The organism is Flavobacterium sp. IMCC34518, from assembly GCF_027111095.2.
Taxonomy (GTDB): Bacteria; Bacteroidota; Bacteroidia; order Flavobacteriales; family Flavobacteriaceae; genus Flavobacterium; species Flavobacterium praedii.
The window spans coordinates 1478942-1502069 of record NZ_CP114284.2; the positions used below are offsets into that span (position 1 = coordinate 1478942).

The 23128-nt window shown below is 35.1% G+C and carries 19 protein-coding genes; 10 read left to right on the top strand and 9 right to left on the bottom strand.

The window, feature by feature from the left end; genetic code table 11:
- Nucleotide 1 precedes the first annotated feature (1 nt).
- Both OZP06_RS06570 and OZP06_RS06575 read left to right on the top strand, forming a co-directional pair.
- Nucleotides 2-1054: an FAD-dependent oxidoreductase gene (locus tag OZP06_RS06570; RefSeq protein ID WP_269224183.1), complete on the top strand. Its 1053-nt coding sequence runs from the start codon at nucleotides 2-4 to the stop codon at nucleotides 1052-1054.
- A gap of 15 nt (nucleotides 1055-1069) precedes the next feature.
- Nucleotides 1070-1414 (top strand): HopJ type III effector protein, encoded by a 345-nt coding sequence (locus OZP06_RS06575; protein ID WP_269224184.1) that lies wholly within the window; start codon nucleotides 1070-1072, stop codon nucleotides 1412-1414.
- 65 nt (nucleotides 1415-1479) lie between these two features.
- On the opposite strand, the gene OZP06_RS06580 is transcribed toward OZP06_RS06575, so the two are convergent.
- Nucleotides 1480-2772 carry a type II toxin-antitoxin system HipA family toxin gene (locus OZP06_RS06580; protein WP_269224185.1) on the bottom strand — a complete coding sequence of 431 codons (1293 nt, stop codon included), beginning with the start codon at nucleotides 2770-2772 and terminating at the stop codon, nucleotides 1480-1482.
- Between the two features lie 2 nt (nucleotides 2773-2774).
- Entirely contained in the window at nucleotides 2775-3122 is a 348-nt protein-coding gene (locus OZP06_RS06585) for a helix-turn-helix transcriptional regulator (RefSeq protein WP_269224186.1), read from the bottom strand.
- 198 nt (nucleotides 3123-3320) lie between these two features.
- Here OZP06_RS06585 and recJ point away from each other — a divergent pair, with 198 nt between their 5' ends.
- Complete coding sequence (recJ, locus tag OZP06_RS06590; protein WP_281324388.1) at nucleotides 3321-5009, top strand: single-stranded-DNA-specific exonuclease RecJ; 1689 nt, start codon at nucleotides 3321-3323, stop codon at nucleotides 5007-5009.
- A 6-nt stretch (nucleotides 5010-5015) separates the two neighbouring features.
- Nucleotides 5016-6284 (top strand): MFS transporter, encoded by a 1269-nt coding sequence (locus OZP06_RS06595; protein WP_281324389.1) that lies wholly within the window; start codon nucleotides 5016-5018, stop codon nucleotides 6282-6284.
- Here the strand turns inward: OZP06_RS06595 and OZP06_RS06600 are convergent, their stop codons facing one another.
- On the bottom strand, nucleotides 6285-7037 hold the full coding sequence (locus OZP06_RS06600) for a UDP-2,3-diacylglucosamine diphosphatase (RefSeq protein ID WP_269224187.1): 753 nt from the start codon (nucleotides 7035-7037) through the stop codon (nucleotides 6285-6287).
- Nucleotides 7038-7053: 16 nt separating this feature from the next.
- Complete coding sequence (locus OZP06_RS06605) at nucleotides 7054-7506, bottom strand: 6-carboxytetrahydropterin synthase (RefSeq protein ID WP_269224188.1); 453 nt, start codon at nucleotides 7504-7506, stop codon at nucleotides 7054-7056.
- A 409-nt stretch (nucleotides 7507-7915) separates the two neighbouring features.
- Here OZP06_RS06605 and OZP06_RS06610 point away from each other — a divergent pair, with 409 nt between their 5' ends.
- On the top strand, nucleotides 7916-9589 hold the full coding sequence (locus OZP06_RS06610; RefSeq protein ID WP_281324390.1) for an Ig-like domain-containing protein: 1674 nt from the start codon (nucleotides 7916-7918) through the stop codon (nucleotides 9587-9589).
- On the opposite strand, the gene OZP06_RS06615 is transcribed toward OZP06_RS06610, so the two are convergent.
- From OZP06_RS06615 to OZP06_RS06630, 4 genes are all read right to left on the bottom strand, one after another.
- Nucleotides 9581-10345, bottom strand: coding sequence for a nitrilase family protein (locus OZP06_RS06615; protein ID WP_269224189.1), 765 nt, complete (start codon nucleotides 10343-10345; stop codon nucleotides 9581-9583). The genes OZP06_RS06610 and OZP06_RS06615 overlap by 9 nt on opposite strands.
- Before the next feature lie 120 nt (nucleotides 10346-10465).
- On the bottom strand, nucleotides 10466-11227 hold the full coding sequence (locus OZP06_RS06620) for a succinate dehydrogenase/fumarate reductase iron-sulfur subunit (RefSeq protein ID WP_269224190.1): 762 nt from the start codon (nucleotides 11225-11227) through the stop codon (nucleotides 10466-10468).
- Between the two features lie 7 nt (nucleotides 11228-11234).
- Complete coding sequence (locus OZP06_RS06625; RefSeq protein ID WP_269224191.1) at nucleotides 11235-13244, bottom strand: fumarate reductase/succinate dehydrogenase flavoprotein subunit; 2010 nt, start codon at nucleotides 13242-13244, stop codon at nucleotides 11235-11237.
- Nucleotides 13245-13344: 100 nt separating this feature from the next.
- Entirely contained in the window at nucleotides 13345-14010 is a 666-nt protein-coding gene (locus tag OZP06_RS06630; protein ID WP_269224192.1) for a succinate dehydrogenase cytochrome b subunit, read from the bottom strand.
- Nucleotides 14011-14389: 379 nt separating this feature from the next.
- Between OZP06_RS06630 and OZP06_RS06635 the strand changes: the two genes are divergently transcribed.
- Nucleotides 14390-15751 (top strand): hydroxymethylglutaryl-CoA synthase, encoded by a 1362-nt coding sequence (locus tag OZP06_RS06635; RefSeq protein WP_269224193.1) that lies wholly within the window; start codon nucleotides 14390-14392, stop codon nucleotides 15749-15751.
- Between the two features lie 149 nt (nucleotides 15752-15900).
- Here the strand turns inward: OZP06_RS06635 and OZP06_RS06640 are convergent, their stop codons facing one another.
- Nucleotides 15901-17382 carry an XRE family transcriptional regulator gene (locus OZP06_RS06640; protein ID WP_281238555.1) on the bottom strand — a complete coding sequence of 494 codons (1482 nt, stop codon included), beginning with the start codon at nucleotides 17380-17382 and terminating at the stop codon, nucleotides 15901-15903.
- 120 nt (nucleotides 17383-17502) lie between these two features.
- On the opposite strand from OZP06_RS06640, the gene aceB reads away from it, so the two are divergent.
- The 4 genes from aceB (at nucleotide 17503) to OZP06_RS06660 (ending at nucleotide 23106) form a co-directional block, all read left to right on the top strand.
- The gene (aceB, locus tag OZP06_RS06645; protein ID WP_269224194.1) at nucleotides 17503-19104 is read left to right on the top strand and encodes a malate synthase A; all 1602 of its coding nucleotides are present in this window, start codon (nucleotides 17503-17505) and stop codon (nucleotides 19102-19104) included.
- A 74-nt stretch (nucleotides 19105-19178) separates the two neighbouring features.
- Nucleotides 19179-20459: an isocitrate lyase gene (gene aceA, locus OZP06_RS06650; RefSeq protein ID WP_269224195.1), complete on the top strand. Its 1281-nt coding sequence runs from the start codon at nucleotides 19179-19181 to the stop codon at nucleotides 20457-20459.
- Between the two features lie 290 nt (nucleotides 20460-20749).
- On the top strand, nucleotides 20750-22042 hold the full coding sequence (locus OZP06_RS06655) for an aminopeptidase P family protein (RefSeq protein ID WP_269224196.1): 1293 nt from the start codon (nucleotides 20750-20752) through the stop codon (nucleotides 22040-22042).
- A gap of 257 nt (nucleotides 22043-22299) precedes the next feature.
- The gene (locus OZP06_RS06660; protein WP_269224197.1) at nucleotides 22300-23106 is read left to right on the top strand and encodes a TIGR00266 family protein; all 807 of its coding nucleotides are present in this window, start codon (nucleotides 22300-22302) and stop codon (nucleotides 23104-23106) included.
- The last annotated feature ends 22 nt before the right edge of the window (nucleotides 23107-23128 follow it).

A 23128-nucleotide genomic window follows, 5' to 3' on the forward strand; every position in this document is an offset into this window, starting at 1 on the left:
CATGCCTCAACCTAAAATTTACATTCTTGGTGCTGGACTAACTGGCCTGACCATTGCCTATTTACTTCAAAAGAAAGGAATTCAATGTCAATTATTAGAAGCTAATTCTAGAATTGGCGGACGAATTGAGACTGTTTCAGGAGAATCTGGCGTAACTATAGAAATGGGTGCTACGTGGTTCAGTCAACAACATCCTTCCCTTTTGGCTTTATTAGACGAACTCCAGCTATCTTATTTTAAACAACATACTAGTGGTATTTCACTTTTTGAAACGATGTCTTTTGTGCCTCCTCAAAAATTTGAAATTCCAGATGCAGAGGCGGCTTCCTATCGAATAGAGGGTGGGACTGCGAAACTAATAAACACTTTGATTGCAAAAATTGGTTTGGACAACCTTAAAAACAACTCAAAAGTGATTGCTTTAAAATTGCTAAATAACCAAATCGAAATTACAACTGAAAAAGGCGAAACCTATTTGGCCGATAAAGTGATATCTACCTTACCCCCTCATTTGCTAGTAAAAACAATAGTATTTGAACCCAATTTACCTGATTCTTTATTACAATTGGCCAAGAAAACGCATACTTGGATGGGAGAATCCATTAAATTTGCAGTAGAATATCCAACTGCCTTTTGGAAAGAAAATAATTTTTCGGGAACCTTATTCAGTCAAGCTAGCATCATTCAAGAAATGTACGATCACAGTAGTGCAGATCACACAAAATTTGCACTAAAAGGATTCTTGAATGGCGGGACAAACACCCTTTCGAAAGAAGAAAGAAAAGAAAAAGTAATTCAACAACTCATTGCCTTTTTTGGTGTGGAAGCGAAAAATTATACTGTCTATTATGAGAAAGTTTGGAGAGAGGAGCCCCTTGCCTTTCTTCCCTATGAACAATTAATAATGGCGCATCAAAACAATGGGCATGCAATGTATAAAAATAAATTTTTTGAAGACAAATTATACATTTCAGGTTCAGAAACAGCCACACAGAATCCAGGCTACATGGATGGAGCAGTAAACGCTGCTCAAACTATTGCCTCTCAATTTTAATATAAATTCATCAACATGTCTATATCTACATTTTTAGAAAAACTAAAAGAAATTCCAAAATCTATAACCTTTGCAGAAACTATTGCAACAATAGAAGAAAACTACACATTTACACCAACCGCTTTTCAAAACGGAGAACAACTTAATAATGCTGAAGAAAATTCAGGTTCTTGTAAATTATTTGCTTTTGCACAATTGCAAAAACTATCTGCTGCAGAAACATTAGCTTGTTTTGGAGCCTATTATTTTGAAGAAGTTTTAGGAGATCCAAACGGAACCAATCATCAAAACATTCGCAACTTTATAAAAACAGGTTGGGACGGAATTCAATTTGAAGGAGTAGCATTAGTGCAAAAATAAAATATACTTTCTGTAGCTTTTATGTTTCGCTATTATATATATATGACTATAACGAAACATAAATGCTACATTTTATAATTCATAATTTGTTTGCCAATTTGCTCTATCTGTGTTTGGTCTATTCCTGCTTTAAATGCATAATCTTTCCAATTCGAAAGTACTTCGTTACACAACTCAATTATTGGTTTTGGCTTTTTGAGGTTAATGTTTTTAGCAACTGCCAAAAGATCTTCCAATAAAATATTTTCTCTTTTTCCATTCACACTCATTTGATGCGCTTTTAACCAAAAATTGTCTGGGTTGTAAGCATAAGTCACATCATAGGCTGGAGACAATTGCCAATCCCCATTCGGAAACATCAAAAAAGAAATATTCTTGGTATGATCGTCTTGATTTCTGGACATTACATTAAAAACCATACGCCTGTACAATTCTTCCATATCCGAATACGGTAAACGCATTTGACGCATTACCTGAAAAGCCTGCTCATAAGAATAAGCCCGTGGTTGATTGTAGTCAAAATGAGCAATCCCGCACAGCGTTTGCATGTGAATTTTTTGATTGTTTTGCCTATCAAACCGCTTGGTCATAAAATGCGAACGATTATTTTCTGTCATCAATTTACTCTCAAACATAGCAATTCCAGCATCGATAGCCATCAAATAATAAGCATATTCAATATTTCCGTACCCTTTGGGATCTCCTAATTGATGATTGGTAACACCATCAAACTTAATCAGCCAATAATCAAAACCTGCCAGTCCATCAACTTGTCCAGAACGTACTTCACCCGAAGTTTTATTGTACGCAATAATGGCTTTGGCCCTTGCTCCTCCTGCAGAACTTCCCACTTGCAAAATATCCGAAAACCCTTTTTCGGAATCCATATTGGAATGGAAATCACTGCGCGTATCCAAAACTTCCTTGGCAAATTTTACCAATTCCTGAATTTCGATAGGATTCGATTTTTCAACAGTAGCATTACTTGCAGGTTCAAATTCCAAAGCGCCCATCCCTCTTTTGCCAATATAACAAAGACGATCCACAGGATTAAAATCGTCACTGCTTTTACCTTGTTGTGCCAGCCAAGCATCAATGATTTGATTACCAAATTTATCCGGTAAACTATCTGCCAATAATCCTGGCAATCCTTTAAAAGTATCCGGATTTAATAACGGAAACGAAAAAACTTTTCTACCTCTTTGAGCGTCTGCAATAGGCATCATTAAAGGAGAAAGATCCAATCCCAATTTAAAAAACTGTTTGTCGTATTCAAAAACACCATAATTCCTTTGTTGATCCCAAAGAACAACCCCAACTTTGTGATTCCAAATTTTTACATCGGCAATTGCAATCATAATTAATAGGAGTTAGGATCCGAATTTCTTGAAGTAGGTGAAGCTTTTTTACGAAGCTTTCTCTGAGCTTCCATAACCATTATCGGGCTTACTTCGGGTTCTTCATTCAAGTAATTTAATAATTCTAATTTTTCTAAAGCACGCAGCAACTGTATCAAAGTCATTAAATTGATTGCTTTTCCTGTTTCCATTCTGCTTATGGTAATTCTATTAACACCCGATTTTTCCGAAAGTTCTTCCTGCGAAATGTTTTTATTCAAACGCATTTGTTTTATGCTTTTGCAAAGGGTCTCCACAATAGCATTATCTGTTAATGCATACCAATTTTTGTAGTAGCTTTTTTGTTCCATTATATCATAAATTAAACTATAACGACGCTTATTTGTATCAAAAATACAAATTTTATTTTGTTTTCAACCATCTTTACAAACAAATTAAAAACCTTTTTTAATGCTGTATTTAATTTAAAAATTTTAAATTCGTATTCCAAAGATTCTTACTTGAGTACATCTCTTTATTACACCTAACCTATCAAATTTTCATAAAAAATGCGTTGGACTTTAAAGCCAAAACCTACTGAAGAAAAAATAGAGCATCTAGCTCAAGCTTTGAATGTAGAAGAATTTGTTGCTGCTTTATTAATACAAAGAGGTATTGAAACATTTGAGCAAGCTCGTCTTTTTTTTAGACCAAGTTTAGATGATTTGCATGATCCTTTCTTGATGAAAGATATGGATAAAGCCGTCGAACGCATTGAAAAGGCGATTGCAAATCAAGAAAACATACTCGTTTTTGGTGATTATGATGTCGATGGAACCACCGCCGTATCACTTGTTTCTTCCTATTTAAGAACCTTTTACCCAAACGTTGCTACCTATATTCCAGATCGTTATGCCGAAGGATATGGCATCTCGTATAAAGGGATTGACTTTGCAGATGATAATGGCTTTTCACTCATCATTGCTTTGGATTGTGGTATAAAATCAATCGATCATGTCGCTTACGCAAAAGAACGAAACATCGATTTCATAATTTGTGACCACCATAGACCAGGAGAAACGCTGCCAGAAGCAGTTGCCGTTTTGGATCCAAAAAGAGAAGATTGTCATTATCCTTATGATGAGCTATGCGGATGCGGAGTAGGATTCAAACTCATTCAAGCCTTAGGAACAAACCGGGATCAAACTATTGAAGACCTCGTATTGTACCTTGACTTGGTGGCTACAGCAATTGCCGCAGATATTGTCCCAATGACCGGAGAGAACCGGGTTTTGGCTTACTTCGGACTTCAAGTTATTAATGCAGAACCAAGACCTGGAATCAAGGCATTAGTACATCAAGTAAAAAAGAAAACACTCGATATAACAGATGTTGTATTTATAATTGCTCCAAGAATCAATGCAGCGGGGCGAATAAAACACGGCAACCATGCAGTTGAATTATTGACTGAATTCAATTTTGAACAAGCACAACAATTTGCCTCCGAAATTGAGCAATACAATTCGGATCGAAAAGATTTAGACAAGCAAATCACCAAAGAAGCACTTTTGCAAATAATCGAAAATCAAGAAGAAAAAAACTTCACATCAGTCGTTTTTCAAGAAGATTGGCACAAAGGAGTAATCGGGATTGTAGCTTCGCGATTGATAGAAACCTACTACCGTCCCACTCTAGTTTTTACAAAAAGTGGTGACAAATATGCCGCTTCAGCACGATCCGTAAAAGGCTTTGATGTGTATAATGCTCTCGAAGCCTGTTCCGAACATTTAGAGCAATTTGGAGGACACATGTACGCTGCAGGAATGACTTTGAAAGCAGAGAATTACCAAAATTTTAAAAATGCATTTGAGAAAATAGTCCAAAAAACCATTCAGCCCGATCAATTAACGCCGGAAATAGCTATTGATGCCGAAATTAGTTTTGGTGATATCACTCCTAAATTAATTCGGATTTTAAAACAATTCGAACCATTTGGTCCATTGAATATGACTCCTGTTTTTTTAACCAAAAAAATAAAAGATACTGGCTATGCTAAAACTTTGGGTTCTGATGAGGAGCATTTAAAACTATTCGTCAAACAAAACAACTCCGAAGGCTTAACAGCTATAGGTTTTGGACTAGGAAATAAAAAAGAAATTACTGACAACCAAAAAGAATTTGAAGCCGTATATTGCATCGATGAAAATGAATGGAAAGACAAAGTGAGCATTCAATTACGATTAAAAGATATTAAATAATTTAAAATGAAAAAAAACGACCCTTACGCAGCCTTGAGATATAAAGAATTTAATACTTTTTTATTAATTCGTTTCGCCATGGTATTTGCTTGGTCCATGCAGTTTATCATTATTGAATGGGAAGTATATAGAATGACGAAAAGTGCTTTATCCCTTGGAATTATTGGATTAATGGAGATTATTCCTGCTATCGCAGTTTCATTATTTGCTGGTCACTTTGTCGATCAAAATGAAAAAAAAGGACTTTTACTCAAGTGCATTTTGGGTTTCTCTGTTATCAGTTTAGGATTATTTTTAATCACTTGGCCAATAGTAAATACAGGATTATCTACCCCAATTGTATTATACACCATTTACTTCTTGGTATTCTTAGGAGGAATTGTTCGTTCCTTTTTGGGACCAACCGTTTTTTCGCTATTGGCATTGATCGTTCCTAAAAAAGCATACTCGAATGCTGCAACTTGGAGTAGTTCGGTTTGGCAAGTTGGTTCTGTCGTAGGACCTGCCGTTGCGGGATTTTCTATTCATTTAATTGGGGTTCATTGGTCTTTGAGCACCGTTCTTGGATGCTCTGTATTTGCTTCGCTTCTGCTAACACAAATTGAAAAAAAACCTATTTTGAATCCAAAAATTGGAGAACCTGTAATGGACAGTTTGATTGAGGGAGTTAAATTTGTGTATAACAACAAAACCATTTTGAGTGCTTTGACACTCGATATGGCTGCTGTATTGTTTGGAGGCGCTGTTGCTCTACTCCCTATTTTTGCATTAGATATTTTAAAAGTAGGACCAGAAGGATTTGGTTTCTTGAGGGCAGCTCCAGCAGTTGGCGCTATTTTGACCATGTTTTTTACAGCTTATGTTCCTGTGAATAAAAATGCAGGAATGAAATTACTAACTGCTATTTTTCTTTTTGGTGTTTGTATTATTATTTTCGGACTTTCAACAATCTTTTGGATTTCGCTTTTGGTATTATTCTTTAGTGGGATTGTAGATGGAATATCAATGGTGATTCGTCAAACCATTTTACAACTCAAAACTCCGGATCACATGCGAGGTCGTGTAGCGTCAGTAAATTCGATTTTTGTAGGTTCATCGAATGAATTGGGTGCTTTTGAGAGCGGATTGACAGCCAAATTAATGGGAACAGTAACAGCAGTCGTTTTTGGCGGAACTATGACATTAATTATTGTATTATTTACTGGATTTATTTCTCCCGAATTTAGAAACTTAGATTTAACAAAAGATCTGGAAGACCATGAAAAACAAGAGTAATTAATACTTTTTGACCTCAAATGTTTCCCCATCAAAAACTCCGTAGGTAAAATAACTGATCCAATCCCCAAGATTAACGTATTCAGAATTTTCGCCTACTGATTTAATCATTGGTAAGTGACGGTGGCCAAAAACAAAATAGTTGTAATGCTTTGTTTCCAATTTTCGTTTGGCATAAAGCATCAGCCATTCGTTTTCTTCACCTAAAAATTTAACATCTTCAGCTCCAGAAATAAGTTTGTTTTTTACTGAAAGGTATTGTGCCAATTTTACTCCAATATCGGGGTGTAGCCATCTAAAAAGCCATTTTGAAAAGGGATTGGTAAATACTTTTTTCATGCGTTTGTATCCCATATCACCTGGTCCTTTTCCATCGCCATGCCCTATTAGAAAAGTTTTATTTCCAAAAGTATATTCTTGATTATCATGATATACTGGAATATTCAATTCTGTTTCAAAATAATCTGCCATCCATAAATCGTGGTTGCCTACAAAGAAATAAATAGGAATACCGCTGTCACGAATTTCGGCCAATTTTCCTAAAATTCGAACAAAGCCTTTGGGAACAACGGTTTTATACTCGAACCAAAAATCAAATAAATCACCTAAAAGAAAAATAGCTTCGGCATCCTGTTTGACTTCATCGAGCCAAGCTACAAACTTTTGTTCTCTTGGAAAACTCAACTCTGGGGTTGGAGCTCCAAAATGTTGATCGGAAGCGAAATAGATTTTTTTATGGTTTGATAATTGCATGAAAATGAAGTGTATATTATTGATTGTCGCTGGCAAACCACTCGGCAAATGACGATTCGGTTTCTTGTAATTTCAAAGAAAATAATTGAATATTATTGGGCAATCTACGAATGATTCGTTGCGAAAAATCGACCACCATATTTTCACTAGTAGGCTGATAATCAACCAGAATAACATGATGTCCGCGATTTTTTAATTCGTTTGCCAATTCGATATGAGGAGTTGTCTCATTGAAAACGGTAGCGTGATCAAATTGATCGACAATTTCTTCTTTGACAATTTTTTTTAGATCCGAAAAATCAATGACCATTCCATACTTTACATTATTCCGATCCGTAATTGGTTTACCGATAACTGTAACCGATAATTTGTAACTATGACCGTGAACATTTTTACATTTCCCGTCATAACCGTATAAAGCGTGACCGGTTTCAAAATTAAATTGTTTGGTGATTCTAATATTGCTCATTGAAGATCGATTTTGGTTGCAAATTTAATGAATTAGCATGAGAAATGACCCGTAAATGTTGGACAAACGTTTTTGTTTAATAATTTCACAAAGATTCTCGAAGTATTCATAAAGACCCTTAAAGATTTTTAGGATCGTTTGGTAATTGTATCTAAACTCCTAATGTAGCTGTAGCGAATTTACAAGAAAAAAGTGTGAGTGTTTCGTCTGTGGCTGATTGGTTTTCAAAATAGGTATTTTACCGTAAAGCCCTAGCCCTGATGGAAACGGCATCCTTTTTATGAGGTGATTTTTCTTCACCTCATAAAAAGATATAGTGTACAGCAGGAAATAGCTCCTAATAATTGGCAAAATATTTCGATTACAGTAAATATAATTGTTATTTTGTAGAATCAAATTTCGACGTATTATGTTCAAAAACATTTTTAAATATATTCCTTTTTTACTCTTGCTTTTTTTTATGAGTTGCGCAAAAAGGGGTTCTATAACTGGCGGTGCAAAAGATACTATTGCACCAACTTTGAAATCTAGTTTTCCTGAAAATTATTCGATTAAATTTCAAGGCAATAAAATTAAACTTGTTTTTGATGAAAATATCAAACTTAAAGATCTAAACAAGCAGTTGATTATTTCGCCTCCGATGAAGAATGAACCCTTAATCATTCCGACAACTCCAACAAAGAATCTTACTATTACATTAAAAGACACCTTACTTCCTAATACAACTTATAGCTTGAATTTTGGACAGAGTATTGCTGATAATAACGAGGGAAATCCGTACAACCAATTCAAATATGTGTTTTCTACAGGCGATTATATTGATTCATTGGCACTGGGCGGAAAAGTAAAAGATGCCTACGATAAAGAAGTTGCTTCTTTTGTGTCGATTATGCTTTATGAAGCTAATGAAAAATTTAATGATTCTACTATTTACAAAGAAAACCCTAGATATGTTACCAATACTTTAGACAGTTTAAAAACGTTTCGACTGGAGAATCTAAAAGCGGGTAAATATTTTTTGATTGCTTTGAAAGACAACAATAAAAATAACAAATTCAATCCTAAATCAGATCGAATTGGGTTTAACAAACAAATTGTGACCATCCCCAATGATACTGTTTTTGAACTGGAATTATTCAAGGAAGATTTGCCATTTAAAGCTATAAAACCCGTACAAGTGTCTGGAAACAGAATAATTATGGGCTACGAAGGCAAGAATTATACCCAAGAAACGAAACCTAAAATAACATTAAAAAGCAAAGGCGACATATTACCAACAATTGTAACAAAAATAGCCAAAAAAGACTCATTACAAATCTGGTTTAAACCGTTGAAAGTCGATTCTCTTTCCTTAAATGTTGTAAAAGATAATTACAAAAAGGACTTTAATTTTAAAATTAAAAATCAAAAAAACGATACTTTGACACTCAAAGCAGTACAAAGTGGTTTATTGAATTTTAGAGACCGATTTACATTGGAATCCAATACACCATTGGTGAAATTTGATAAATCCAAAATAAAACTTATTGATAAAGATTCGGCAGCAGTCAACTTTACAACAGCATATGATGAATACACTCAAGAATTATATATTGATTTTAAAATTGAAGAAGCACAGAAATACAATTTGAAAATGATGCCAGGTGCTGTTACTGATTTTTTTGAAAAAACAAATGACACCATATCATTTAGCACCACTACAAGAAATCGTGCTGATTACGGGAATCTTATTTTGAGTTTGAAAAACGTAAAACGTTTCCCAGTTATCATTCAATTGACGGATGAAAAAGGCACCATTGTCAAAGCAACTGAGTATACAGACAGTAAAACAGAAATAGAATTCAATCTTCTTGAACCTTTTTTATATACGCTTCGAGCGATTTATGATGACAATAAAAATAAACAATGGGATACTGGAAGTTATCTTGAAAAAAAACAGGCCGAAGAAGTGATCTATCTTTCGAAGGAGGTAGATGTAAGAACAAATTGGGATGTCACGCAAACATTTGATTTGAGTATTCCATTTACTCCAGAACCGAAAAAGAAAAAAGAAAAAGAAAAAAAGAAATCTAGTTCATTTTAAAGAAAAAGAATCTTGATCGCTTAAAAAATTAAATCTATCTCTTGCTAAAAGAAGTTCTGCTTTATTTAATTCGATTATAATAACTCCTTTAATTTCAACTGGTTCTAAAATATAATCCCCCATAAAATTGATCCCTTGGGAATGACCATTATATTCAAATTTGTTGGCATCTTCACCAATTCTATTGACTCCAACGACATAACTCATGTTTTCTATAGCACGTGCTTTTAGCAAAGCATCCCAAGCATTGATTCGTACTTTTGGCCAATTGGCAACATAAAGCAACACATCATATTCTTCGACGTTTCTAGCAAAAACAGGAAAACGTAAATCATAACAAATTAACGGACAAATTTTCCATCCGTTATATTCTACAATTAATTTTTTGTCACCAGCAGTATAAACTTCATCTTCTCCTGCCAGTGTAAATAAGTGTTTTTTGTTGTAAAATTGAATTTCACCTGTTGGAAAAACAAAGACCAATCGGTTATAGAAATTACCATTTTCAGAAATAACCAAACTTCCTGTAATGGCACAATTTTTGTCTTTTGCCAACTGTTTTAACCAAATAATCGTTTCTCCTTGCATCGTTTCGGCAACAATATTGGGTTGCATGGTGAAGCCCGAAGTAAACATTTCGGGTAGTATAATTAAATCAATACTTTCGGTAATAGCATTGATTTTCTCACCAAGTTTTTTTCGATTCTTTTCTGCGTTTTCCCAGGACAATGCCGATTGTACGAGTGCGATTTTCATTTTGAATACTTTACTGTTAAACAAAGATACACAAAGATAAAAAGAGATTCACAAAGGTTTTATTAAACAAAAAAACGTCCCAATAATTGGGACGTTTTTGATATAAACTATATTGAAATACTATTTCAAACTTGCAGATAAATATTCTCTGTTCATACGAGCAATATTTTCCAATGAAATTCCCTTAGGACATTCGATTTCACAAGCTCCGGTATTGGTACAGTTACCAAAACCTTCTTCGTCCATTTGACGTACCATGTTTAATACACGGTTTGTAGCTTCTACTTTTCCTTGTGGCAATAATGCATATTGCGAAACTTTTGCTCCAACAAATAACATTGCTGATCCGTTTTTACAAGTAGCTACACAAGCACCACAACCGATACAAGCTGCCGCTTCAAAAGCTTTGTCTGCATCATCTTTGGGTACTAAAATAGTATTGGCATCGATTGTGTTTCCAGAAGTATTCACTGAAACGAATCCACCAGCTTGTTGAATTCTTTCAAAAGCAGTTCTATCTACCACTAAATCTTTGATCACTGGGAAAGCAACACTTCTCCATGGTTCCACTACAATAGTATCTCCGTCATTGAACATTCTCATGTGCAATTGACAAGTTGTGATCCCAGTATCTGGTCCGTGAGCACGCCCATTGATGTATAAAGAACACATTCCGCAAATACCTTCACGACAATCGTGGTCAAAAGCAATTGGTTCTTTTCTTTCGTTTACTAATTGTTCGTTCAATTGGTCTAACATTTCCAAAAATGAACTAGCAGTAGAAACATTATCTAATTTATAACTTTCCATGCTCCCTTTTTCTTTGGAGTTTTTTTGACGCCAAATTTTAAGGGTTATATTGATATTTTTTGCTGCACTCATAATTTTTTTATTTGTAATTTCTTGCGGCTATTTTGATAAATTCATATTTCAATTCTTCTTTGTGAAGCTCTTCTTTGCTGATGTCGTCTCCTTTGTATTCCCAAGCACCAACAAATTTAAAGTTTTCATCATCACGAAGTGTTTCTCCTTCGGCATCTTGGTATTCTTCACGGAAGTGACCTCCACAAGATTCTTTACGTTGTAATCCGTCGATAGCCATTAATTGTCCCAATTCAATGAAATCAGCCACACGAAGTGCTTTTTCCAATTCTGGATTTAATTCATCTGCACTTCCAGGAACGTAAACCTCTTTGTAGAATTCTTCTTTTAAAGCAGCAATTTCAGTAATAGCTTCTTGTAAACCTTTTTCATTACGACCCATTCCTACTTTATTCCACATAATTAAACCTAAACGTTTGTGGAAATGATCCACCGTTTTTGTTCCATTATTAGATAAGAATTTATCAATTGAATCTTTTACATTTTTTTCAGCTTCAACAAATTCTGGTAAATCTGTAGAGATTTTTCCAGTACGAATATCATCTGCCAAATAATCTGAAACAGTGTATGGCAATACAAAATACCCATCGGCTAATCCTTGCATCAAAGCAGAAGCTCCTAAACGATTCGCTCCGTGATCAGAGAAATTCGCTTCTCCTGCAACGAAACAACCTGGAATAGTTGATTGTAAATTATAATCTACCCAAACACCTCCCATGGTATAGTGAACAGCAGGATAAATTTTCATTGGAGTTTCATAAGGATTCTCATCGGTGATTTTTTGGTACATGGTAAACAAGTTACCGTATTTTTCCTCTAACCATTTTTTTCCTAATGAAAGAATTTCTTCTTGAGAAGGATTATGATTTCCTTTGGCGTAAGCCGTTTGTTTTCCTTTAGATTGAATTTCTGTAGAGAAATCCAAATAAACTCCTTCATTGGTATCATTAGCTTCGATACCATGACCTGCGTCGCAAACTTCTTTTGCTGCTCTTGAAGCCACATCACGAGGTACTAAGTTACCAAATGCTGGATATTTTCTTTCTAAATAATAATCTCTATCTGCTTCTGCGATTTGAGTTGGTTTCATTTTACCAGCACGAATAGCTTCAGCATCTTCTTTTTTCTTTGGTACCCAAATACGTCCAGAGTTTCTTAAGGACTCAGACATTAAAGTTAATTTAGATTGATTGGTACCGTGAACAGGAATACAAGTTGGGTGAATTTGAACATAACAAGGATTTGCAAACAAAGCGCCTTGTTTGTGAACTTTCCAACCAGCAGTTACATTTGATCCCATTGCATTGGTAGAAAGAAAGTAAACGTTTCCATATCCTCCAGTTGCAATAATTACAGCATGAGCAGAATGTCTTTCTAATTCACCGGTAATTAAGTTACGAGCAATGATACCTCTAGCTTTACCGTTTACTTTTACCAATTCTAACATTTCGTGACGGTTGTACATATCAACTTTACCTAAACCAATTTGTCTAGACAAAGAAGAATACGCTCCCAATAACAATTGTTGACCTGTTTGACCTGCTGCATAAAAAGTACGTTGTACTTGAGTTCCTCCAAAAGAACGGTTATCTAAATATCCACCGTAATCACGAGCAAAAGGAACACCTTGAGCCACACATTGGTCAATAATATTTCCAGAAACTTCGGCTAAACGGTGAACGTTTGCTTCACGTGCTCTGTAATCTCCTCCTTTGATTGTATCATAAAATAAACGGAACGTACTATCACCGTCATTTTGATAATTTTTTGCAGCATTGATCCCTCCTTGTGCAGCGATTGAGTGCGCACGACGTGGAGAATCTTGGTAACAAAATGCTTTTACATTATAACCCATTTCGGCAAAAGACGCTGCTGCTGAAGCACCCGCCAATCCCGTTCCTACTACGATAATATCTATTTTTGGTCGGTTGTTTGGAGCAACCAACTTTAAGTGATCTTTATAATCAGTCCATTTTTGTGAAATGTGACCTTCAGGTATTTTAGAATCTAGTTTCATAAGTTGATCTTTATTTTTTTTATCGGTCTTATGTAATTCACTTAACTAATTTGATTTTAAGAAACCAAATTAGAAATGCTCATTTCATTATAGAGTGATATTAATTATTAAAATGATGAAATAGTGCAATGAAAATAAATCCAAAAGGAACTATAATTGCAAAAGCATAGCAGATTTTATGCAATGATTTTCCGATTTTATTATCGAATCCTATTGATTGCAAAGAAGAAGTAAATCCATGCCAAAGGTGAACGGATAATAACAAGAAAGCAATACTGTATAAACCTGTACGAACTGGGCTTTCAAATTTATGAACCAATTCGCCATAATAACGAGTTTCATCTATAGGATTCCCTAAACAATATTTGTATGCTATTTCTTGAACCCAAAAGTCATAGAAATGCAAACCTAAAAAAGCCAACACAACTAAACCGGAAATAATCATATTTCTAGAAGCCCATGATGCGTTTGCAGCACCATCATATTTTGCATAAGCAACAGGTCTAGCACTTCTGTTTTTCAATTCAAGAACGAATCCCATAACAAAGTGAAAAACTACTCCTGCAACCAAGATGGGTTGCATTACAAATTGGATTAACGGATTGTAACCCATAAAATGTGACATCGCATTAAAAGCATCGGCACTAAAAACCGAAACGAAATTAATAAAAACGTGTAGCGATAGAAACATAATCAAAAAAAGTCCTGAAAGCGCCATAGCTACTTTTTTAGCTATAGACGACTTCAATATTGCAGATTTTGCCATAATAATATAAATGTTTTATTTTTTAAAAAGTCGAACAAATTTAGGTTAATTAATAAAGAATCACAACCTTTTAACCCTTTTTACTGCTCTATTTATAATCATTTTAAAGTGTTTAACCTGCCTATTTTCAAGTGCAAAAAAAACAAAGCTTAACACTTTGCAAATCCGTATGTTAATTAAACAAAGCTTAAAAAAACACTAATTTATCCTTTATAAATAACTCAAAAAAAACTTTAGGAAGGGAATAAAAATTATCAAAAATCTTAAAAAATGAGCTTTTAGAGTTCAAATAAATAAAAACAACCAAATCATCATTTTTTATATGTCAAAACAATAGATATTCAAAAGTGGTGTTATAATTTTGCCAAAAAAATTAAAGATGAAAATCGGAATTGATGCAATAGCTTTTGATGTTGCCAAATTACACTTACCCATAAAAACATTAGCGCTTGCTAGAAATATAGAACCCGAGAAACTCGAAAAAGGATTGGGCCTATTAAAAATGACTTTGCCAGATGCGCACCAAGATACCGTAGTGTTTGGAGCCAATGCCTTGACAAAATTAGTCCAAGACAATAACATAAAATTAGAAGATATTGCCCGAATATACGTTGGTACCGAAAGTGCTATTGACAGTTCAAAACCCATAAGTTCTTTTTTGATTTCCCTGATGGAACAAAAATTTGGAGAAGGTACTTTGTCAGAATGTGATGTGGTTGATTTTACTTTTGCCTGCATTGGAGGTGTTGATGCGATGCAAAACTGCCTTGATTTTGTTCAACTTAATCCAACCAAAAAAGCGATAGTTGTTACGACAGATTTTGCCAAATACGACTTAAATTCTACAGGCGAATACACACAAGGCGCAGGTGCAGTAGCGATGCTGATTGCTTCAAACCCAAGAATTATTACTTTTGAAAATCACTGGGGAGTAAGCACAAAAGGTGTTTTTGATTTTTTCAAACCATACAGAACGGTTTCAAAACAAGAGATTACTGGAAATACAAATAACGAATCTTGGTTTGACAATTTAGAAAGCGAAATTGAAATCCACAAAGACCAACCCGTTTTTGATGGTCAATACTCCAATCAGTGCTATATGGACCGAACCAGAGACGCCTATTTTTCATTCAAGAAACTAAAAAACACCCAAGATACTATTTACCATTCTTGGAAAAGTATTGTAATGCATTTGCCTTATGCTTTTCAAGGCCGAAGAATGTTGTCTGAAATATACGCTTTGGATGCTTCAACTCCGTTTATTTCAGGAGAAGAAACCGCTTCTGAATACCAAAACAAATTAAAAGAAATCAGCAAATCTGAGGAGTACAAAACATTCGTTTCCGAAAAATTACAACCTGCAGAAATCGCGTCTTCTTTGATTGGAAACTTATATACTGGTTCTATTTTCATGGGATTACTTTCTACTTTGGCGCATTTTTATGATTCCAAAAAAGAAATTGCAGCCGAAAAATTTGGCTTTCTTGCTTATGGAAGTGGCTCTAAATCAAAAGTTTTCGAAGGCACTATTCAATCCGAATGGAAATCAGCTCTAGCTACTGTTTCTCTTTTTGAAACACTGGAAAATAGCTTTGAAATTGATTTTGAAACTTATGAAAAATTACACAAAAAGGAACAAAAACAAAGCATTCAAGCACCCAAAAACGAATGGATTCTGGATCGAATTGAAAGCGAAATACCAAATTTAATTGGAGCCCGCTATTACAAATGGGTTGAGTAACTTTAGCATTACTAATAAAAGCTTTAGTCCAAAAATTTAACCATTAAAAAATTAAGAATCATTAAGCATTCAGTCTAAATGATTCTTAATTTCTTAAGGGTTTAAAAAAATCTAAAATTGAATTTGCATCCATGCAAATACTAATTACTTTAACTATATTTAGCCATATAGTCCTGAACAGTAACATCCGTCTTTTCGTTTCTAATTTTGCGATCTAGATGAATTGGAGGTGAAGCCCTTTCCAAACAATCCTTAACCGAACAGGTTTCGCAAGTAACCCCTACTAATTGTTTTTTTACCGAATCGCCTTCGATGAATTTGAATTTTTTCTTAACCGAAGGTGTAATTAAGATTCCAACCGAAATACTACGCAAACAATTTTTCTTAAAAGGATCTGGTGTTGCCGACGAAAAAACGAGGTACTCATTATTACTATTTTCATAACGAGAAATTTGAGCATCAAAAAAATGTGCCTTCTTTTGCTTCAAAGATTCTACTATTGTTTTAATAGAAACCCATCTTCTGCAATAATGCTCATTCATTTCATTGGCGTGAGGTTCTTGCTGATTGGTAATGTGTAATTCTTTTTTAATTTGATAGGTATCTGTTCCAATATCATGTGATAAGCGAAGAAAAAAGAGATTCTTTATTTGAAAATCTTTCGGCAGTATATTGGTCAATCGTTGGTAGAAAGATTCTGGAGAAACATTGAATTTTCCCATCAATTGAACCATTTCTTGAGGCTTTGGATTGCTGTTGGATAAAAACACATTTAACTCATCTATCAAATGTTGTCTTGGCAACAATAACGCTCCCGCAAAATAGGAAGCATAAAAATTATTGAGAACCTGATCGAAATTATCAAATTTGATCCAACTGAAAGTATACAAACGTTCTGTTATTTCAAGAAAATTATATGCAATTTCTTTGGCCAAAATAAACGCTTTTTGAGAATCGTCAATTCCTAATGAAAGCAATAAAGTCCTGCTTTTGGGTACAAAAATAGATCTCAAATCCCCCAATTCTTCTTGTTCCGAAAAAACAATTTCTTTTATAGAGTATCCATATTCTTCAATCAAGATGGCAGACAATTCATCAATTGAAATATTGGTTGTGTTTGTAATATGAAATGCTTTGCAAAACAACAAAACTTTCTCTTCCAGATCTTCAAAGTAATTATTATACGCTTCTTGATAGGAGCGCAAGGAAGCCAAGAAAAAACTTTCTCGGGTTAAGTTATAATGTTGTGCAATTTCAATAATGGTACTGATAAAGGCATTGACTTTCGCAGGAGCATTGGCAATAATGTCAATTAAATCGGCTTCTTGAATACCAAATAAATCTAATGGAATCTCTTTTAAAATTCCCGATTTTAATATTTCTCCAATTGGAGCGAGATTATTATCGAGTTTTAAGGACACCATATGATCGTAAGAAACATCTAATTTCTCTGCCAAAAGAATAATCTTTTCCGTTTTTGGATATTTTTTTCCTTTTTCTATTTCATTCAAATACGACTTAGACAGCTCCGTTATTTTGGCCAAGCCAAATAATGACAAATCTTTATTTGTTCGAGCCTGCTTGAGTTTAAGGCCAAAAATCAACTTGATATACTCTTTTTCTACATTCATAAAATCAAAGATAAACTAAAAAAATAAAATCCTCAAAAAAAATATTTTTCAATTTTAGCGAACGTTCGCTTGTTTTGTAAAAAACTTTTTGTAGTATTGCAGTATCAAAATGAATTTGTTATGAAAAACCAAACTGAAACCACAGAAAAAAAATTCCAAATCACAAATGGAATCACACAACAGTATCCTGAAATTTTAACGGAAGAAGCGATCGAATTCTTGACAGAATTGCATGAAAAATTCAATAGCAAAAGACTTTCGTTATTAGAAGACCGCAAAAAACAACAAGTCCTCTTTGATGCAGGTGCTTTGCCTTCATTCCCTACCGAAACAAGAATGATTAGAGAAAGCAATTGGATTGCCGCCAAAACTCCTAGAGATTTATTAGACAGAAGAGTCGAAATTACAGGACCAGTGGATCGCAAAATGGTCATCAATGCACTCAATTCTGGCGCCAATACATTTATGGCTGATTTTGAAGACAGTACTTCTCCTACTTGGAAAAATTTGATAGAAGGACAGCAAAACCTCATAGATGCCGTAAACAAAACTATTACACTTGAAGATACAGCCAAAAACAAAAAATATGAACTAAATGACAATACGGCAATCTTAATTGTAAGGCCCAGAGGATTACACTTGAACGAAAAAAATATTACAATTGACGGTCAGGAAACTTCAGGCTCTTTACTTGATTTCGGTCTTTATGCTTTTCATAATCATGAACAATTGTCCAAAAACGGAACTTCTCCGTATTTCTACTTGCCAAAATTAGAACACTATTTAGAAGCAAGATGGTGGAATGAAGTATTCGAATTTGCCCAAGAATATTTGGGGGAACAAAATGGCACTTTCAAAGCGACCGTTTTGATTGAAACAATTACAGCAAGTTTTCAATTGGACGAAATCATATTCGAATTAAGAGATCATATTGTAGGACTAAATTGTGGCCGTTGGGATTATATTTTTTCTTTCATTAAAAAACTAAGAAGAAACAAAACCTACATCGTTCCAAATCGTGATCAAGTAACCATGACTACGCCATTTATGAGTGCCTATTCGCAATTGGTTATCCAAAGATGTCACAAACGCAACATACATGCTATTGGAGGAATGGCAGCACAAATTCCGATTAAAAACAACATAGAAGCTAACAACATCGCTTTTGACAAAGTAGTAACCGACAAAAGAAGAGAAGTAAAAAACGGACATGATGGTACATGGGTAGCCCATCCTGATTTAGTGCCTTTAGCGAAATCTGTTTTCGACAAATACATGCCTACTCCCAACCAAATCTTTGTAACCAGGGAGGATGTAAATGTGGTCGCTGAAGATTTGTTGGCTATCCCAAAAGGAACAATAACAGAAGAAGGGGTTCGAAAAAACATCAGCATTTCTGTCTTATACATTGCTTCTTGGCTTAACGGACAAGGTGCTGCGGCCTTACACCACTTAATGGAAGATGCTGCAACTGCCGAAATTTCAAGATCTCAATTGTGGCAATGGCTTCAAAATGAAGTGATTTTAGACAATGGAAAAACATTGACCGAAGATTATTACCATCGTATTGCCATGGAAGAATTTGAAAAAATTAAAAAAAGTGTAGGAGACGAAAATCATGAAACCCAAAATTATCACTTAGCGGAACAATTGCTAGATACTTTGGTTGTAAATGAAAATTTTATCGAGTTTCTAACTCTTATCGGTTATAAATACCTGTAAAATGTCAATATCAATTTTAAAATAAAAAATAAACCAAAAAAAAATAACCAACAAACGCTATTAAACTTAAAATTATGAAAACAACCGAGACAAGAATTCAAGAATTAGTTACTGACTGGATTACAAACCCAAGATGGAAAGGAATAGAACGTCCTTACACCGCCGAAGAAGTTATCAAATTGCAAGGCTCCTACCAAATTGAGCATAGTGTTGCCAAAATTGGTGCCAACAAATTGTGGGACAAACTAAATTCTCAAGATTTTGTAGCAGGATTGGGCGCACTTACAGGAAACCAAGCTATTCAAGAAGTTGAAGCAGGTCTTGAAGCCATTTATTTAAGCGGGTGGCAAGTAGCGGCCGATGCCAATGTGGCTGGCGAAATGTATCCAGACCAATCTTTATATCCGGCCAACAGCGTTCCTTTGGTAGTAAAAAGAATCAACAACGCACTTTTACGTGCCGATCAAATACAAGTAGTGAATGGAACTGCTGATAAAAAAGATTATTTAGTGCCGATTGTGGCCGATGCCGAAGCAGGTTTTGGTGGGAATTTAAACGCATTCGAATTAATGAAATCTATGATCGAATCTGGTGCTGCAGGTGTTCACTTTGAAGATCAATTGAGTTCTGCCAAAAAATGTGGCCATCTAGGCGGCAAAGTATTGGTTCCAACTCAAGAAGCAATCAACAAGTTAATTGCTGCACGTTTGGCTGCCGATGTTATGGGAACTCCAACATTAGTAGTAGCTAGAACTGATGCCGATGCTGCCAATTTACTAACCAGCGACATTGATCCAAGAGATGCCAAATTCATCACTGGAGAAAAAACAGCCGAAGGATTTTTCTATGTAAACTGCGGTGTTGAACAAGGAATTGACCGTGGATTAAGCTACGCACCTTATGCCGATTTGATTTGGATGGAAACCAGCAACCCTGATTTGGCTTATGCTAAACGCTTTGCCGATGCCATCCACAAAGAATTTCCAGGGAAAATGTTAGCTTACAATTGCTCGCCTTCTTTCAACTGGGCTGCCAAATTATCCTTAGCCGAAATGGAAACATTCAGAGAAGACTTGGCAGCAATGGGTTACAAATTCCAATTCATCACTTTGGCAGGTTTCCATGCTTTGAACACCAGTATGTTCGAATTGTCTAAAGCTTACAAAGAAAGAGGAATGGCAGGCTATTCTGAATTACAAGAAAGAGAATTTGCACTACAACAACATGGATTTAGAGCTGTAAAACACCAAAATTTCGTAGGAACCTCTTATTTTGATGCTGTACAAAACACGGTTACTACAGGAAAATCGTCTACTACAGCCATGAAAGATTCTACTGAAACAGCCCAGTTTTAATTTTAAATACTTTTCTCAAAAGCACGAAGATACGCTCATTTCTTCGTGCTTTTTATATTTAAAAAAAACACTAAAAATGACAACATAAAGATTTTCATTATTTTATAAAACTAACCTTAATTTATATCTTAAAAAAACTAAAACAAAACCTAATTACATCCTTAAAGTTAGTATTTTTGATAATTCAATACCATAATTCGTTTTAGAATGAAATTGCCACAATTTAAAAACACAAATTTCCAAAAAAAGTGGCAATTCCATATTCATTAAAAAGCAAATAATAAATTCGTATGAAATATCATCAAATAGATCGTGCTCTTTTTATAAAAAACAGAGCAAAATTCACGGCTCAAATGAAGCCAAATAGTGTAGCTATATTCAACTCCAATGATATTTATCCGGTTTCTGCAGATAGTACTTTGCCGTTTGCACAACATCGTGATATCTTTTATTTATCGGGTGTAGATCAAGAAGAAAGTATCTTATTACTTTTTCCGGATGCGCCTTATGCAAATCAAAGAGAAATATTGTTCCTAAAAGAAACCAGCGAGCATATCGCAATTTGGGAAGGTGAAAAACTAACCAAAGAACGTGCTTTTGAAGTTTCAGGAATCAAAACCGTGTATTGGTTACAAGATTTTGAAAAAATCTTAAACGAAATGATGACATATTCAGACATCATGTACATCAACACCAACGAACATTACCGCGCTGCTGTAGAAACTGAAACCCGCGAAGCACGCTTTGTAAAATGGTGGAAAGCCAAATACCCTGCGCATCAAGTGGCCAAAAGCAACCCTATTTTGCAACGCATCCGTTCGGTTAAAGAAACTGAAGAAATAGATTTGATTCAGAACGCCTGCAACATTACCGAAAAAGGTTTCCGAAGATTGCTTTCTTTCGTAAAACCAAACGTAACCGAATATGAAATCGAAGCCGAATTAATTCACGAGTTCATCCGCAACCGTTCCAAAGGTTTTGCATATACCCCAATTATTGCTTCTGGAAATAATGCCAATGTGTTGCATTACATCGAAAACAACCAACAATGCAAAGCTGGTGATTTGATTTTATTGGATGTAGCAGCAGAATACGCCAACTATTCCAGCGACATGACCCGAACAATTCCAGTATCCGGAAGATATTCAGACAGACAAAAAGAGGTGTACAATGCTGTTTTGAGAGTAAAAAACGAAGCTTCCAAAATGCTGACTCCTGGAACACTTTGGAAACAATACCATATAGAAGTGGGCAAAATCATGACTTCCGAATTACTGGGTCTAGGATTGATTGACAAAGCCGACGTACAAAATGAAAACCCAGAATGGCCAGCATACAAAAAATATTTCATGCACGGAACCTCACATCACATGGGCTTAGACACGCATGATTACGGATTATTGCACGAACCCATGAAAGCCAACATGGTCTTTACCGTTGAACCAGGAATTTACATCCCGGCCGAAGGTTTCGGTATTCGACTTGAAGATAATTTAGTCATTCAAGAAACTGGCGAGCCTTTCAACTTAATGCGAAATATCCCGATTGAAGTAGAAGAAATCGAAAGTTTGATGCATTCTTAAATCTATATTTTATACTATCCTAAACGGCTTTCAGTAATGGAAGCCGTTTTTTTGTTCCTACATAATTTGGGCGCGTCCCAACCTCCGTAAACTCCAGTTGGGTCGGGCTATTCACTACAAGTCCTCGTCCCGAAAAAAGTCGGGACTGTGGGCTTTCCGTTGCTATCCCTCGCGCGTAAAACCACATATTTTGGTAACCGTTTGTAACATTCTAAATCTCTAACCGACTCATTAAAAAAATTAAAACTCTAGAAATCATGCAAGCACACGAAATAGATTACCAGATTTTTGGCGAAGAAATGCAATATGTCGAAATAGAATTGGATCCACAAGAAATCGTAATTGCCGAAGCTGGCAGTTTTATGATGATGGAAAACAACATCCAAATGGAAACCATTTTTGGAGATGGATCCCAGCAACAATCAAATTCAGGATTATTTGGAAAACTTCTAAATGCTGGAAAAAGAGTTCTTACAGGCGAAAGCTTATTCATGACCGCTTTTTTAAATCAAGGCAATACCAAAAGTAAGGTTTCATTTGCCTCTCCCTATCCCGGAAAAATTCTCCCAATTGATTTAACACAATTTCAAGGGAAGTTTATCTGCCAAAAAAGTTCGTTTCTATGCGCTGCCAAAGGTGTTTCGGTTGGAATAGAATTCTCCCAAAAACTCGGTCGTGGTTTCTTTGGAGGTGAAGGTTTCATCATGCAAAAAATAGAAGGAGACGGAATGGCCTTCGTTCATTCTGGCGGAACAATGGCCAAAAAAGAATTGGCTCCAGGCGAAGTCCTAAAAGTAGATACCGGTTGCATCATCGGATTTACCAAAGATGTTGATTATGATATTGAATTTATAGGCGGAATCAAGAACTCCATTTTTGGAGGAGAAGGTTTGTTTTATGCTACCTTGAAAGGACCAGGAACAGTTTATATTCAGTCATTGCCTTTCAGCAGATTGGCCGATAGAATCATTGCATCGGCACCTAGATCTGGCGGTAACAGTCGCGAAGAAGGAAGTTTGCTAGGCGGACTTGGCAATCTTTTGGATGGGGATAATCGTTTTTAATTTTTTATAAATTTAATACGAA